Annotated in this window: 14 protein-coding genes; 6 read left to right on the top strand and 8 right to left on the bottom strand. The window is 69.1% G+C overall.

Going from position 1 to position 12,930, the window contains the following annotated elements:
- Positions 1-163: 163 nt before the first annotated feature.
- The gene (locus tag CLV43_RS35075) at positions 164-778 is read left to right on the top strand and encodes a mycothiol-dependent nitroreductase Rv2466c family protein (RefSeq protein ID WP_106192845.1); all 615 of its coding nucleotides are present in this window, start codon (positions 164-166) and stop codon (positions 776-778) included.
- Between the two features lie 91 nt (positions 779-869).
- On the opposite strand, the gene CLV43_RS35070 is transcribed toward CLV43_RS35075, so the two are convergent.
- Positions 870-1,586 carry a 2-phosphosulfolactate phosphatase gene (locus tag CLV43_RS35070; protein ID WP_106192844.1) on the bottom strand — a complete coding sequence of 239 codons (717 nt, stop codon included), beginning with the start codon at positions 1,584-1,586 and terminating at the stop codon, positions 870-872.
- 40 nt (positions 1,587-1,626) lie between these two features.
- On the opposite strand from CLV43_RS35070, the gene CLV43_RS35065 reads away from it, so the two are divergent.
- On the top strand, positions 1,627-2,094 hold the full coding sequence (locus CLV43_RS35065; protein WP_211304700.1) for a ribose-5-phosphate isomerase: 468 nt from the start codon (positions 1,627-1,629) through the stop codon (positions 2,092-2,094).
- A 1-nt stretch (position 2,095) separates the two neighbouring features.
- Positions 2,096-2,905, top strand: a complete 810-nt coding sequence (locus CLV43_RS35060; RefSeq protein WP_106192840.1) for an Fpg/Nei family DNA glycosylase — start codon at positions 2,096-2,098, stop codon at positions 2,903-2,905.
- 160 nt (positions 2,906-3,065) lie between these two features.
- Here the strand turns inward: CLV43_RS35060 and CLV43_RS35055 are convergent, their stop codons facing one another.
- Both CLV43_RS35055 and CLV43_RS35050 read right to left on the bottom strand, forming a co-directional pair.
- Positions 3,066-3,851, bottom strand: a complete 786-nt coding sequence (locus tag CLV43_RS35055) for a hypothetical protein (protein ID WP_106192839.1) — start codon at positions 3,849-3,851, stop codon at positions 3,066-3,068.
- Between the two features lie 56 nt (positions 3,852-3,907).
- The gene (locus CLV43_RS35050) at positions 3,908-5,113 is read right to left on the bottom strand and encodes a GNAT family N-acetyltransferase (RefSeq protein ID WP_106192837.1); all 1,206 of its coding nucleotides are present in this window, start codon (positions 5,111-5,113) and stop codon (positions 3,908-3,910) included.
- Between the two features lie 93 nt (positions 5,114-5,206).
- Here CLV43_RS35050 and CLV43_RS35045 point away from each other — a divergent pair, with 93 nt between their 5' ends.
- On the top strand, positions 5,207-5,926 hold the full coding sequence (locus CLV43_RS35045; RefSeq protein ID WP_170156153.1) for a maleylpyruvate isomerase family mycothiol-dependent enzyme: 720 nt from the start codon (positions 5,207-5,209) through the stop codon (positions 5,924-5,926).
- Positions 5,927-6,223: 297 nt separating this feature from the next.
- Here CLV43_RS35045 and CLV43_RS35040 read toward each other — a convergent pair whose 3' ends face one another.
- From CLV43_RS35040 to CLV43_RS35030, 3 genes are all read right to left on the bottom strand, one after another.
- Complete coding sequence (locus CLV43_RS35040; RefSeq protein WP_106192835.1) at positions 6,224-6,637, bottom strand: hypothetical protein; 414 nt, start codon at positions 6,635-6,637, stop codon at positions 6,224-6,226.
- A gap of 187 nt (positions 6,638-6,824) precedes the next feature.
- Positions 6,825-7,166 (bottom strand): ArsR/SmtB family transcription factor, encoded by a 342-nt coding sequence (locus CLV43_RS35035; RefSeq protein ID WP_342749836.1) that lies wholly within the window; start codon positions 7,164-7,166, stop codon positions 6,825-6,827.
- A 40-nt stretch (positions 7,167-7,206) separates the two neighbouring features.
- A complete protein-coding gene (locus CLV43_RS35030; RefSeq protein ID WP_106192833.1) occupies positions 7,207-7,884 on the bottom strand; it encodes a TetR/AcrR family transcriptional regulator in 678 nt (225 codons plus the stop codon).
- A 118-nt stretch (positions 7,885-8,002) separates the two neighbouring features.
- Between CLV43_RS35030 and CLV43_RS35025 the strand changes: the two genes are divergently transcribed.
- Positions 8,003-8,617 (top strand): hypothetical protein, encoded by a 615-nt coding sequence (locus CLV43_RS35025; RefSeq protein ID WP_106192832.1) that lies wholly within the window; start codon positions 8,003-8,005, stop codon positions 8,615-8,617.
- A 9-nt stretch (positions 8,618-8,626) separates the two neighbouring features.
- Here the strand turns inward: CLV43_RS35025 and CLV43_RS35020 are convergent, their stop codons facing one another.
- Both CLV43_RS35020 and CLV43_RS35015 read right to left on the bottom strand, forming a co-directional pair.
- Complete coding sequence (locus tag CLV43_RS35020; protein WP_106192830.1) at positions 8,627-9,493, bottom strand: aminoglycoside phosphotransferase family protein; 867 nt, start codon at positions 9,491-9,493, stop codon at positions 8,627-8,629.
- A 66-nt stretch (positions 9,494-9,559) separates the two neighbouring features.
- Positions 9,560-10,801, bottom strand: coding sequence for an MFS transporter (locus tag CLV43_RS35015; RefSeq protein ID WP_106192828.1), 1,242 nt, complete (start codon positions 10,799-10,801; stop codon positions 9,560-9,562).
- Between the two features lie 438 nt (positions 10,802-11,239).
- Between CLV43_RS35015 and CLV43_RS47310 the strand changes: the two genes are divergently transcribed.
- Positions 11,240-12,613, top strand: a complete 1,374-nt coding sequence (locus tag CLV43_RS47310) for a PIN-like domain-containing protein (RefSeq protein ID WP_146175019.1) — start codon at positions 11,240-11,242, stop codon at positions 12,611-12,613.
- Positions 12,614-12,930: the final 317 nt, after the last annotated feature.

Below are 12,930 nucleotides of genomic sequence, written 5' to 3'. Positions count from 1 at the left end.
AAGTCGCCGTGTCCGTGACACGACCTCACGCATCCAATCACGTGACGCCGCCGCAAGTGGACTCCAGGATCGGGAAGAGGCGCCGGTCGGCGTTTGTTGGTCTGTTCGGGGCGTGCCTTCGTGGCGCCCCGCACCCACCGTGAACAAGAATTGGGGCTTGCACATGTCGTCAGAGGCCAAGGCGAAGGTCGACTTCTACTTCGACCCGGTCTGTCCGTTCGCGTGGATCACGTCCCGCTGGATCCTCGAGGTCGAGAAGGTCCGCGACATCGACCTGAGCTTCCACGTGATGAGCCTCGCCGTCCTCAACGAGGGCCGCGACCTGCCGGCGGAGTACCGCCAGATGCTCGACAAGGCCTGGGGCCCGGTCCGCGTGGCCATCGCCGCGGAGAAGGCGCACGGCAACAAGGTGCTGCTGCCGCTGTACACCGCGCTCGGCACCCGCTTCCACAACGAGGCGAACAAGGACTACGAGGGCGCGATCAAGGCCGCTCTCGAGGAGGCCGGTCTGCCCGCCGAGCTGGCCGAGGCGGCCACGTCGACGGAGTACGACGAGGAGCTCAAGGCCAGCCACCACCGCGGCATGGACCCGGTCGGCATGGACGTCGGCACGCCGACCATCCACATCGACGGCGTCGCCTTCTTCGGCCCCGTGCTGACCAAGATCCCGAAGGGGGAGGAGGCCGGCAAGGTCTTCGACGGCGCCCGCCTGCTGGCCGACTACCCGTACTTCTTCGAGCTCAAGCGCACCCGCACGGGCGACCTCGACTTCACCTGAGTCCCCGACGCGGAACGCCCCCGTGGTGCGACACGCCAGGGGGCGTTCCGCGTGTCAGGTGTCACAGCGCAGGCGGGTGGGGTCCGGCGGCTCACCCCCGCAGCACGCCGTCCACCAGCCGCGGCGCCGCCTCGCTCACGTCCACCAGCGTCGCCATCTCCACGTCCCCCGCGTGCCCCGCCCCGATCAGCTCCCGCCCCGACACCGACTCCGCCACGACCTCCTCCAGCCTCGGCGCCATGCTCCGGAACGCGTCCGCCGCCACCTGCGCCTCCACCGACGCCCCGCCCGCCCCCTGCTCCAGCAGCGCCGCCAGGATCGCCCCGGCCCCCATGAAGTCCTCCACGCACGGTCGCAGCGGCCCGAAGAACTGCTCCGACTTGGTCGTGTTGATGTCGATCCCCCACCGCTCGCCAGCGGGGATCAGGCCGATGGGCCGCCCGTCCGCGATCTCCAGCGCCACCCGCGCCACCGCGCCCGCGTTGCGCAGGCACCCCGCCAGCACGGCCGCCCCGGTGCTGTCCGCCAACGTGCACAGCGTCGCCCCGTTCGGCGAGGGCAGGTCCAGCACCTGACCTGGGGGGACGCCGGTGAGCGACGACGGCCGCAGCGACCAGGTGGGATCGGCCGACTCCCGGTCGAGCCACCGGACGGGTCTGACCTCCGAGCCCCTGCCGACGACCACGTCGACCGAAGTGGTGAACGACAGCACGTCGACCACCACGAGCACGGCGCACAGCCCGCCCAGCGCCGTCACGCCCTCGCCACCCCATTCGAGCCGCAGCCCGAACCCCTCTTGACCGAACATGCTGCAAGCTTGCCGGCACGGGATGGCAGACTCCCCGGACGTGCGCGTTTACCTTGGATCCGACCACGCGGGCTTCGAGCTGAAGTCCCACCTCGTCCAGCACCTCACGGCCACCGGCTACGAGGTGGTCGACGTCGGCCCGGCTGTGTACGACGCCGAGGACGACTACCCGGCTTTCTGCGTCGCGACCGCGACCAGCGTCGTCGCCGACAAGGGCAGCCTCGGCCTGGTGATCGGCGGTTCCGGCAACGGCGAGCAGATCGCCGCGAACAAGGTGCCCGGTGCCCGTGCCGCGTTGGCGTGGAGCGTCGAGACCGCGAAGCTGTGCCGCCAGCACAACGACGCCCAGCTGATCGGCGTCGGCGCGCGGATGCACACGGAGGAGGAGGCGGTCGCGATCGTCGAGGCCTTCCTCACCACCCCGTTCTCGGAGGAGGAGCGGCACGCCCGCCGCATCGGCATCCTCGCCGAGTACGAGGACACGCACGTCGTCCCGCCGCTGCCCTGACATGCCCGAAGGCCACACGCTGCACCGGCTCGCGAAGCTGCACCACCGCAGGTTCGCCGGGTCGCCGGTGGAGGTGTCCAGTCCGCAGGGGAGGTTCGCCTCGTCGGCGTCCCTTGTGGACGGTCGGGTGCTCAGGCGCGCCGAGGCGCACGGCAAGCACCTGTTCCACGTCTACGGCCCGGACGCCACGGTGCACGTCCACCTGGGGTTGTACGGGACCTTCGACGAGCACGTGCTGCCCGCCACGGCCCCGGTCGGGCAGGTGCGGATGCGGATCGTCGGCAAGTCGCACTGGGCCGACCTGCGCGGGCCCACGGCGTGCGAGGTGCTGACCGACGTCGAGGTCGCCGCCGTGCACGCGCGGCTGGGCCCGGACCCGCTGCGCCGCGACGCCGACCCGGACCGGGTGTTCACCAGGATCTCCCGGTCGCGCACGCCGATCGCCGTGCTGCTGCTGGACCAGAAGGTGCTGTCCGGTGTCGGCAACGTCTACCGCGCGGAGGTCCTGTTCCGGCACGGCGTGCACCCGCTCGCGGCGGGCACGGCGATCGGCCGCGAGCTGTGGGACCTGATGTGGGCGGACCTGGTGTTCCTGATGCGCGACGGGGTGAAGGTCGGCCGCATCGACACCGTCCGGCCGGAGCACCTGCCCGAGGCGACCGGGCGGGCGCCGCGGCAGGACCGGCACGGCGGCGAGGTCTACGTCTACCGCCGCACCGGGATGCCCTGCCTGGTCTGCGGGACGCCGGTCGCGATGAGCGACCTGGCGGGCCGCAACCTGTACTGGTGCCCGACCTGCCAACCGGTGTAGGGCGGGCCCCGCACCACCTCGGCGAGATCCGGGAACTCGGCGCGGGCGGCGGCGACCACCTCGTACGGCCCGGACTCGTCGGTCGGCGGCCACCGGAAGTGGCGAGGGCAGGCGGAAGGCGAGATCCGACCCGCGGACGGCCCAGGACGTCCACTGTGGACTAGAAGTCGAAACCGCCCATGTCGAAACCACCGGCGTCGAACCCGTCGCTGCCCGCGTCGAAGCCGCCGCTGTCGAAGCCGCCACCGTCGTCGAAGCCGCCGCCGTCCCCGCCGCCGTCACCCGCGTCGATGCCGTCCTGGTAGCCGTCGGCGTAGGCGGAGCCCATCGCGTCGCCGGAGTACCCGTGCATGCCGGAGAACATCGCGTCGAACAGCAGGAACGACCCGAGGCCCCAGGCGCCCGCGACGAGCGCGGGCTTCCACCACGGCTCGCTGTACCAGCCCTGCGGCACCGGGCGACCTGCGACGACACCACCGGGGTAGTAGTGCGGGGTGCGCGAACCGGGCTTCGGCGAGGCCGCGTACTCGTGGCCCTCGACCGTCACGTCGCGCTCCTCCGACACCGAGCCCGCCCGGCTCTGGCCGGTGAGGTCGGGCAGCTCCGGACCGGGGTCCATGTCCATGGCCACACGGGCCGCGCGCACGTAGTACAGGCCCTCCATGGCGGTCTGCGTGACCTGCCTCGCCTGCTCCTTCGTCTGCGCCTGCTCCATCTGCGACCCGGCGGCGGTGAACCGCTCCGACGCGTCCGCCATCGCCTGCCGGGACGCGGTGTCGGTGCCGTTCAGGCTCATCACCTGGCCACCGAGCCGTTCGACCCAGCGCCTGGCCTCGGACTTCGCGTCCTCCAGCTCGCGCCGCTTGGTGTCCCCGGCGGACTTGACCAGGTAGAGGATGCCACCGATGATCGCGAGCACCACCACGACCAACACGACTGTGCCCACCGGATGCCTCCTGAGGTAGATACCCCCTCAACGATGACGCTCCGTCAACGGTTCCCTCAGAACACTTCAGGGCAGTGCGGCTCCACGTCGCCGAGGAACGCGTGCGACAGCGCCCGCACGGCACCCGGCGTCCGCTCGCGCACGTGCTGCGCGGCCGCCAGGCTGGTCAGCCGGGTGCCGCCGAGGAACGCCGCCCCGAGCGCGGCGACGTCGAGCACCACGTCCGGTTCGTCGGCGACCCGGCGCACGGCCGCCTCGCCCGACTTCACGGTGAACCGCCAGCGGTCGGCGTTCCACGGGCACAGGCCGTCGGTGACGTCGAGCACGACGTCCACATCGGACAGGTACCGCCGCTGGACCAGCGCGCGGTCGAGGTCCACCAGCCGCACCCACAGCGAGTCGCGGTCGACCCGCCTGGCCAGCCGGGGGTTGGCGAGCAGGTGCAGCACCGGGTCGCCCGAGCCGGTGAAGTAGCGCAGCTCGGCCACCAGGTCCACGTCGAGCAGGTACCGGTAGAGCGCGGCGAACGCCCGGTCGTCGGCCGCGGTGATCTCGCGGACGTTGAGCTCGTGCGCCGGGCCGAGGTCACCCCTGGCGTGCCGCACCCGGTAGACCGCGTACCCGTTGGGGTGCAAGGCGTAGCGGTACCGCGTCAGCCCGCCGCGGTGCTTCTCGCCGTCGGCGAGGTGGTAGGCCCACTCGGCGTCCGTGCGGCTCAGGAAGCCGGTGCGGGTCGGTGCGACCCGGTCGTAGAGCGCGCGGATGACCGGCATGGCCTCCTCGCGGGGCACCTCGCGCACCCGGTCGGTGCCGACGTCGACGCCGGGGTGGAACGCGGCGCCCCTGGTCAGCCGGAGGTCGCTGAACTGCGCGGCCAGGCCGTAGCCGTAGCGGCCGTAGATCGTCGCCTCGGACGCCCAGAGCGCCGCGAACGCCTCGCGGCCCTGCTCGTGCAGGCCGTGCAGCTGGGCGCGCATCAGCCCGCCGAGCACACCGCGCCTGCGGTGCCCCGGCTTGACACCGACGGACGTGACGGTGGCTACCGGCACGGGGCCGCCGGGCACGGTCATCTCCCGCCCGACCACGGCCGCGGAGCCGACCATCTCGGCACCGTCGAACATCCCGTGCACCCGGCCGAGGTCGAACAGCGGGCGCTCGAGATCGTGGTCCGAGTCGTCCGGGTCCGCGAGGAAGGCCTCCTCGACGACCCGGCCGAACTCCGGGTAGTCCTCGTCGGTCAGCGTGCGGATCGTCAGGGCCATGGCCCGAAGTCATACGCCCCCGCGACCTCGGCCGCGACGGATTTTCCGGTGGAGGTCTGGTCACCGGACGGCTCCTCCGCGACACTGCCCCTCGTGGACCCCCATGCGCTGGCGGGCGCGCTCCGGGCCGACGCGGAGGCCTTCGCCGCGGCCGCCGGACTAGTGCCCCGCGACCGCCCCGTGCCCCGGTGTCCGGGGATGGCCGTCGACGGGCTCGTCCGGCACCTCGGTGGTGTCCACCGGCTGGTGGCTCGCTGGATCACCGCCGGCCGCAGGCCCACGACGTGGGACGACTGCCCCGAGGACACCGACCTCCTCGACTGGTACCGGATCGGGGTCGCCGCGCTGCTGGCCGTGCTCGACCCGGCGCGCGCGGCCGAGCCCGCGGCGACGTGGTGCGCGGGGGACCGGACGCTGGGCTTCTGGTTGCGGCGCATGGCGCACGAGACCGCGGTGCACCGGGTCGACGCGCAGGCCGCGTCCGGGATGGCGGCACCGCTGGACGCGCGGCTCGCCGCCGACGGCGTGGACGAGGTGCTCCGGCTCTGGCTCGGCACCCACCAGCCGCCGCGCGCGCACGCGGACGGCCGTGCGGTCGCGCTGCGCGTGCCCGGTCGCGAGTGGACGGTCGCGCTGCACCCCGGCGTCGTGGACTTCTGCGACGGCGCGGACCCCGACACCGTGGTCACCGGGTCGTCCTCGGCGGTCGACCTGTGGCTGTGGGGCCGCGCGGGTGAAGAGGACCTGTCGATCGAGGGCGACCCCGCCGCGGCGCGGGCGCTGCGCGCCGCGGTCGCCGCCGTGACCGGGTAGGGGAGGGGCGATGCGGGGGCCTGCCTGGCGGATCGTCCTGCGGTGCCTGGTGACGTTCACCTTCGGCGTCCTGCTGGTGCTGCTGGCGATCAGGTTCGGCGAGGAGCTGTGGCGGGCGGTGCAGCGCTGATCTCGCCCACCAGGCAGAACTCGTCGCCCTCCGGGGCGCGCACCACCTGGGGGATGCCGGACTCGTCCGTCTCGCCACCGAGCAGCGCCGCTCAGTAGCGGACGAGCCGCGCGGGCTCGTGGCTGTCGACCACGACCTGCCGCAGACGTGCGCCCGTGGACCGGACGTTAGGTCAACGGCTCGAAGAAGACCTTGTAGAGGCGGTACACCGAGTCCTCGGGACCGCAGTTCCGCACGGTCAGGGCGTTCTGGCCCGGCCGCAGCACCGACGCCGGGATGTCGAACCGCTCCAGCTCCCGCGTCCGGCTGCTGGGCAGGCCCTCGCGCGTCCAGACGAGCGTGCCGTTGGCCTCCATGCGGATCTCGACGGGACGGCGCGCCACGTGCCGCGGCGACCCGACCAGCGTCACCCGTCCCAGCGGCGAGCCGGGCGAGCAGCAGAAGCCGATCACCGCCTCACCTCCCGCCCGCAGCACCCAGTGGTCACCGCGGAACTGCGCGCCCGAGGAGGCGGCCAGGTGCGCGGTGTCCCCACCACCGGCCGGTGGCGCGGTGCGGAAATCGAGCAGAACCTGCTGCACTGGGGAAACCTCCATCCGTAGGGCCCCACTGCACCGAACGGGACGGCGGAACGCCAGGCAGAACGACCGGCAGAACTGCCGCCGGTGACGCCGCGCTTGCTGGGGGTTTCTCCTCGCGGGCAAGGCGGAAAACGCTTTCGTGGTCACGGCGCGCGGCGCGGTGGGGTAGAACCCGGTCGCATACCGGTCAGCCGGTCGGCGAAAGCCCGACGTGCCCGCCGACGCCTTCCGCCGCCGCGGCGGCCAGCACCGCGTCCAGCAGACCGGGGAACCGCGCGTCGACCTCGGCCCTCCGCAGCCGCACGAAGCACCGCGTGCCCTCCTCGCGCGTCCAGGTCAGCCCGGCGTTGCGCAAGGTCTTCAGGTGGTGGCTCAACGTCGACTTCGCCACCGGCGCCCGCAGCTCGCCCCAGCCCCGTTCCGCGCCGTCGGACAGCACGCGCACCAGGCCGATCCGGACGGGGTCGCCGAGCGCGCTCATGACGTCCGTCAGCTTCACCCGCTCCAGGTCGGGATGCTCCTGCCTCACGCGTCCAGCGTACGGTCGCCGACCTGCGGCGAACGGGTGATCACGCCAATCCGACGAGCAGCGCGAGCCGGTCCAGCTGGTGGTCGAAGTGCGCCGCGGGGTCGTGCACCCCGCCCGCGAACTGCCCGAACAGCTCGAAGCTGATCAACCCGAACACCGCCGTCCACGCCAGCACCGCCCGTGCCACCAGGTCGTCGTCCCCGCGCACGCCGAGGCTCTCCCGGATCCCCCGCACGTCCTCCCGCACCGGCGGCGCCATCACCGGATTCGGCCCCGCGTAAGCGGAATCGGCCTCGCTGATCACCCCGATCAGCAGCCTCGTCACCCGCGTCCCCGGCGTGATCGTCCGGTCCGGCGGCGCCGCGTAACCGGGTACCGGACTGCCGTAGATCAGCGCGTACTCCGACGGCACCGCCACCGCCCACGCGCGCACGGCCGTCCCGATCGCCTTCCAGCGCCCCACCACGTCGGCCCGCTCGCAGGCCGCGTCCGCCGCCTCCGCCACGTCCCCGACCGCGTTGTAGGCGTCCTCGATCAGCATCGTCAGCAGCTCGTCGCGACTCGGCACGTAGCGGTACATCGCCGACGACACGATCCCGAGCTCCCGCGCGATCGCCCGCAACGACAGCGCGGCCCCGCCCTGCACCGCCAGCTGCTCCCGCGCGATCCGCTTGATGTCGGCCATCGCCTGCTCGCGCGCCCATTGCCGTGGGGTCATGGGCCGAGTCTAGAGCGCCGGCAACTTCAGTGAGCACCGCTCTTGACGGATGGCCGGGCACTCGTCAACACTGAGAGAGCACCGCTCACTAAAGTGACAAGCGCCTCCAGGAGTGCCGATGACCACCCCGCGCCAGACCGCCGCCGCCTTCGCCGCGACCGGCCTGCTCTTCCTCGCCTACCCGCTGGTCAGGCCCTACGTCGACGAGACAACCATGGCGGGCGCGCTCTCGTTCGCCACCGGCTCCTGGATCACCGCCCACCTGGCGGCCGTCCTCGGCTTCATCCTGCTGCCCCTGGCGTTGCAGGGGCTGCACGTCGGCCGAACCGCCCACCTGACCACGTACCTGGGCGTCGGCCTCACGCTCCCGTACTACGGCGCCGAGGTCTTCGGCCTGCACGCCATCGGCCAGCGGATCGCCACCGACCACGACCTGGGCCTGCTCACCATGGTCGACGCCATCCGCTACACCCCGGCCGCCGCCACGATGTTCGTCCTGGGCCTGGCACTGATCGCCGTGGGCACCATCACCGCCGCCGTCGACGTCCACCGCTCCGGCCACCTCCCCAGGTGGTCGGCGGTGCCTCTGGCCACCGGCTTCGCCCTGTTCATCCCGCAGTTCTTCACCCCGGCCCCGTTCCGCATCGCCCACGGCGTCCTCATCGCCGCGGGCTGCGCCTGGCTGGCCGTCGAACTGCTGCGCGAACCGGCTCCCACGGCGACGCGTTCGTGAACCGCGCCCTCACCTCCCCAGCGCCGCCCTCAGGAACTCGTCCCGCCTCGCCGTGGCGGTCCGCGCGTCCAGATCACCCCGCCCCTGCCCGTGGATCACCGGCAACCAGTCACCCAGGTCCGCAGGCGTGCCCAACGCGGCCACCACGTCCCACCGCGCCACGTCCGGAGCCCGACTCCCGGCCTCCCGCTCCCACCCGTCCAGCACCAGGTCCGCCGCCCCGAGCCCGTGCAGGATCGCCGCGTCGCACCTCATCGACCCGACGTCCACCCCGCTGGGCCCGGTCCCCGCCCCGTCCCAGTCGACCATCCCCGTGCACGAGTCGCCCACCCACATCGTGTTGCCCTGCCAGAGATCCCCGTGCAGGAACACCCGCGGCCCACCGTCGCGGTCGAACCCCTCCAGGACCTGCTCGGCCTCCTCCAACAGCTCGGCGGGGCCCCGCTCCCGCCAGTCCGCCGCGAAGTCCACGTCCTCGATCGCCCGCTCCCGCAACGGCAGCTCCGCCGTCGGCTCCACCACGACCCGGTGCAACCGCGCCGCGGCCGCCCCCAGCTCCCGCAACCGCCCAGCCCGCACGTCGACCGGAATCCGACTGCTCCCGCGCACGACCGACGTGACCACCCCGAAGTGCCCGGCCAGCCCACCCCCAAGATCCGCCGCGAGCACACGGGGCGCCGCCACCCCGAACGCTGCCGCCCTCTCCAGCGCCGCCACCTCGACCACGAACGGCTCCCGCCGCCGTCCCACCTTCACCACGACCTCGGTGCCCCCGACCGCCACCCGCCAAGGCCCACCGTCGCGACTCCCCAACGGCACGAACGCCCCGACCTCCGCCCCCACCCACTCCGCTACCTGCTCACCGGGCCCACTCATACCCGGCACGCTAAGGGGTGATCGCACGGTGGACGCGGCTGTTGTGAAGCGGTCGGACAACGCGGGTCAGGTCAACCCGGCCGGAACGTCGTGGCCGAGCTCGTCCTCGACGAACGCGGGCTTCGCCAGCATGATCGCCGGGATGATCGTCACGAGGATGACGGCGAGCAGGAACAGCAACGGCAGGGTCCATCCGCCGCTCACGTCGTGCAGCAGCCCCACGAACAGCGGACCGAGCGCGCCAAGCGCGTACGAGACCCCCTGCGCGAAGCCGCTCAACGCGACCGTGCCGCCTTGGGTCCGGGTGCGGACGTTGATCAGCACGAGGTTGACCGGGAACAGGATCGACCCCGAACCGATCAGCAGCACCCAGAGCAGCGTGAGCGTCGCGGGCGCGATCAACAGGCCGAGGTAGCCGAGCACGAAGCTCGCGATACCTGCGCCGATCAGCCAGCCCACGTTGCCCAACCGCGCCACCAGCAGCGGCGCGATGAGCGCACCCGGCACGCTGATGAGACCGGTGACCGCCAGCAGCACACCCGCCTCGGTCGGCGTCGAGCCCGCGATGTCGCCCAGGATCTCCGGCAGCCACGCGAACGCCGCGTAGGTGCAGATCGCACTGGTCGAGAACATCACCGTGATCGACAAGGCCACACGCGACCGCCACAGCCTCGTGACCAGCGCAGGAGGCGCCGACTCGACAACACCGGTGTCCAACGCCCGCCGACGCCGTTCCTTCGCGATGATCACGATCCACGGAACCAGCGCCACCACCGACGTCACCGACCACAGCCCCAGCGAAAACCGCCACCCCGCCCGCTCCGCGACCGGCGCCGCGAGCGCCGCGGGCACCGCCGTGCTCACCCCCACCACGCACGCGTAGACCGCCGTCATCAGCGCTACCCGGTCGGGGAAGTACCGCCGCACGATCGGCGGCAACAACACGTTCCCGATGCCCGTACCCGCAAGCGCCACGACACTGCCCCCAAGCAGCACCGCGAACCCAGGCGCGAACGCCCGCACAAGATGCCCCGCGGTCATGAGCAGCAGTGCAACCACAATGCCACCATCAAGCCCGATACCACGGGCCACCCGCGGCGCCACGAACCCCGACACCGCAAGCAGGATCGGCGGCAACGTCCCCAACACCCCGACCCCGATGTCCGACATCGGAACGTCCACCCGGATGTCCCCAAGAATCGGCGACACCGCCGCCACCGCCTGCCGCAACGTCAGCGCGACAAGCACAATCCCCACCAACGCCGCCCCCCGCCCCGCCCACAGCGGCAGCGAACGGTGCTCAGACACCCCCCGAGCCTAACCGCCCCACCCTTCCCCTCAACCGTGACAATCAACCGCTTGACACACCCACCACATTGGCCTCTTCCACCACGACGCTCAAGCTCACCCAACACAAAAGCCCAGGCCACCGGGACGCCGGATGACCTGGGCTTGGATGTGGAGCGGGTGACCGGGATCGAACCGGCATGACCAGCTTGGAAGTTGAGTCCCAGTGAGAGCGCGTCATCAGCCGAGACGCCAAACACGGTTTACGTGTCAGTGTGCGCTGTAGTTCCCCGTAGCTCCCCCTGGTTAGCTGTCCTATCTGGCACGGATCTGGCACGGTCAGATAGCCAATCCAGCCTCATAGACCCCAAGTGTCCTTGCCTCGCTTAGCGGCTCAGGCGAGGCAACACGAGACGCCGTGGCAAGCTCAGGTGATCTCCATGCGGCATGATGGATCCTATGGAATTAGCGCAAGATAGTTCGAGTGAAGACTCGACAGAACGAAATATTCCCAGAGGGCTTCGTGATGGCTTTCGTGCGTACGCCACGGTTCACGAGGAAGATTATCGTAGAATATTTCAAAGCGGGGCAGTAGTATTTGATACGAATGCATTGCTGAACCTTTATAGGTATACTCCTGCCGTCTGCTCAGACTTCCTGAATGTAATGTCAGCCATTAGTGGAAGAATCTGGATTCCAAATCAGGTTGCCGCTGAATTCTGGCGTAACCGTGACTCGGCTCTGGCGGACTTCAGCAAGGCGACTAACCAGGCGACACAGGCTCTCCGTAAAGGGCTTGAAACGCAGGGGCAAGCATTGGAAACTTGGGCGAATCGCATATCTCTTTCTAACGTAGAAAAGGAGGGTTTATTGAATAAAATCCGAGAGGTCACGGAGAGTACGGTTTCTAGAATTAGTAGCTATCGAGGTGCCTGGTTAGAGGAGGCTCAGGATACGAGCAAAGACCGAGTGCTACTTGCATTGGAAGTCTTGTTGGCCGATCGAGTAGGCTCCCCGTTTACAGTAAAAGAAAAGCGGCAAGCTGCCAGTGAGGCAGTGAAGCGCATAGAAGATAAAGTCCCTCCGGGTTACGAGGATAAGAACAAACCTCCTGAGAAAAGGGTGGGAGACTACTTTGTGTGGCTGCAAATATTGAGTGAATGCAGGAAAAGAAGTTGGCAAGACGTTCTCTTTGTTACCGGAGACACCAAGCCTGATTGGTGGCGACACGATGACCGCGGAAACGCGCGGGGCCCACGTGTGGAACTGTGTGAAGAACTGCATCATGATTCGGGTGCCACCCTATACATGCTCCAGCCGGAACAGTTCTTGCAGCACGCCGCAGAAGCCGCGGGGATAAATATATCCACCTTGGCGCTTGCCGAGGTGGAAAAAGTTGATAAAGACGCAAAATTGAACCGGATAAAGATCAGCTACGGGAGGGATCGGCAAGAGGTTTTGCGAGCTGTGGGAAAATATGATCAATATTTGGCAACGCAAGGATTTAGGCCTCTACTTATGGGCCCTGATTGTCCGTTTGACCTGGTTGTGGAGAAAGGGCTGTCGTTCTACTATGTTAAGTATTTGCCATCGCCTTATGTGGCGCATGATGGCCTTGGTGAGATGAAGATTGCCTACAACGAATGGGCGTCTCAGTTTGACTCAACTGGAGGTTATTCCGTCAAATTCGTCGCATTGCTTTCTTCTGCGCCTTCAGTATCGATGAGTTCGATGGATGTTCGAGATGAATCGTACTTTGTATGGAATTCATTTGGTCATTACATGGGAACATCGGGCGTTAAGAGTATAGGTCTTGCAGAGGCCGAGATGTAAGTAGTCACTGTAAAATAGTCGGTCCAGAGAAGCAATTGCTCAAGTGGGCAAGTGAGGTGCGCAAGCCTATAGCTAATATTCCAACTGGAGGGGTGGCAATCTTAGTCGAGTCAAATCTCGCAGATGTCGCGGAATTCGCGCCTCAAATGGGTCATCATCCTTCGCGCGTAAAGCGTCAGAATGGCCGTACCTCCCGGTCCGCTGGACGCTCCTACCCTGGTCGGCGCCCTCCGATGAACGCCCCTGAACCGCGGAGGGCACAGGCTTAACGGCAGCGTATGAGATGACCGGTGAGGCGGAAGCTTGTCCATAGAGAG

The organism is Umezawaea tangerina (assembly GCF_003002815.1).
In the GTDB taxonomy this organism is placed as follows: Bacteria; Actinomycetota; Actinomycetes; order Mycobacteriales; family Pseudonocardiaceae; genus Umezawaea; species Umezawaea tangerina.
The sequence above is the reverse complement of the archived record's forward strand: the minus strand, read 5'-3'. Positions and strand labels throughout refer to the sequence as shown.

Coding starts and splice junctions, on each gene's coding strand:
- CLV43_RS35050 (WP_106192837.1), bottom strand. CDS start 5,113: ATGGCCCTGACGATCCGCACGCTGACCGACGAGGACTACCCGGAGTTC.
- CLV43_RS35075 (WP_106192845.1), top strand. CDS start 164: ATGTCGTCAGAGGCCAAGGCGAAGGTCGACTTCTACTTCGACCCGGTC.
- CLV43_RS35025 (WP_106192832.1), top strand. CDS start 8,003: ATGACCACCCCGCGCCAGACCGCCGCCGCCTTCGCCGCGACCGGCCTG.
- CLV43_RS35030 (WP_106192833.1), bottom strand. CDS start 7,884: ATGACCCCACGGCAATGGGCGCGCGAGCAGGCGATGGCCGACATCAAG.
- CLV43_RS35070 (WP_106192844.1), bottom strand. CDS start 1,586: ATGTTCGGTCAAGAGGGGTTCGGGCTGCGGCTCGAATGGGGTGGCGAG.
- CLV43_RS35060 (WP_106192840.1), top strand. CDS start 2,096: ATGCCCGAAGGCCACACGCTGCACCGGCTCGCGAAGCTGCACCACCGC.
- CLV43_RS35020 (WP_106192830.1), bottom strand. CDS start 9,493: ATGAGTGGGCCCGGTGAGCAGGTAGCGGAGTGGGTGGGGGCGGAGGTC.
- CLV43_RS47310 (WP_146175019.1), top strand. CDS start 11,240: ATGGAATTAGCGCAAGATAGTTCGAGTGAAGACTCGACAGAACGAAAT.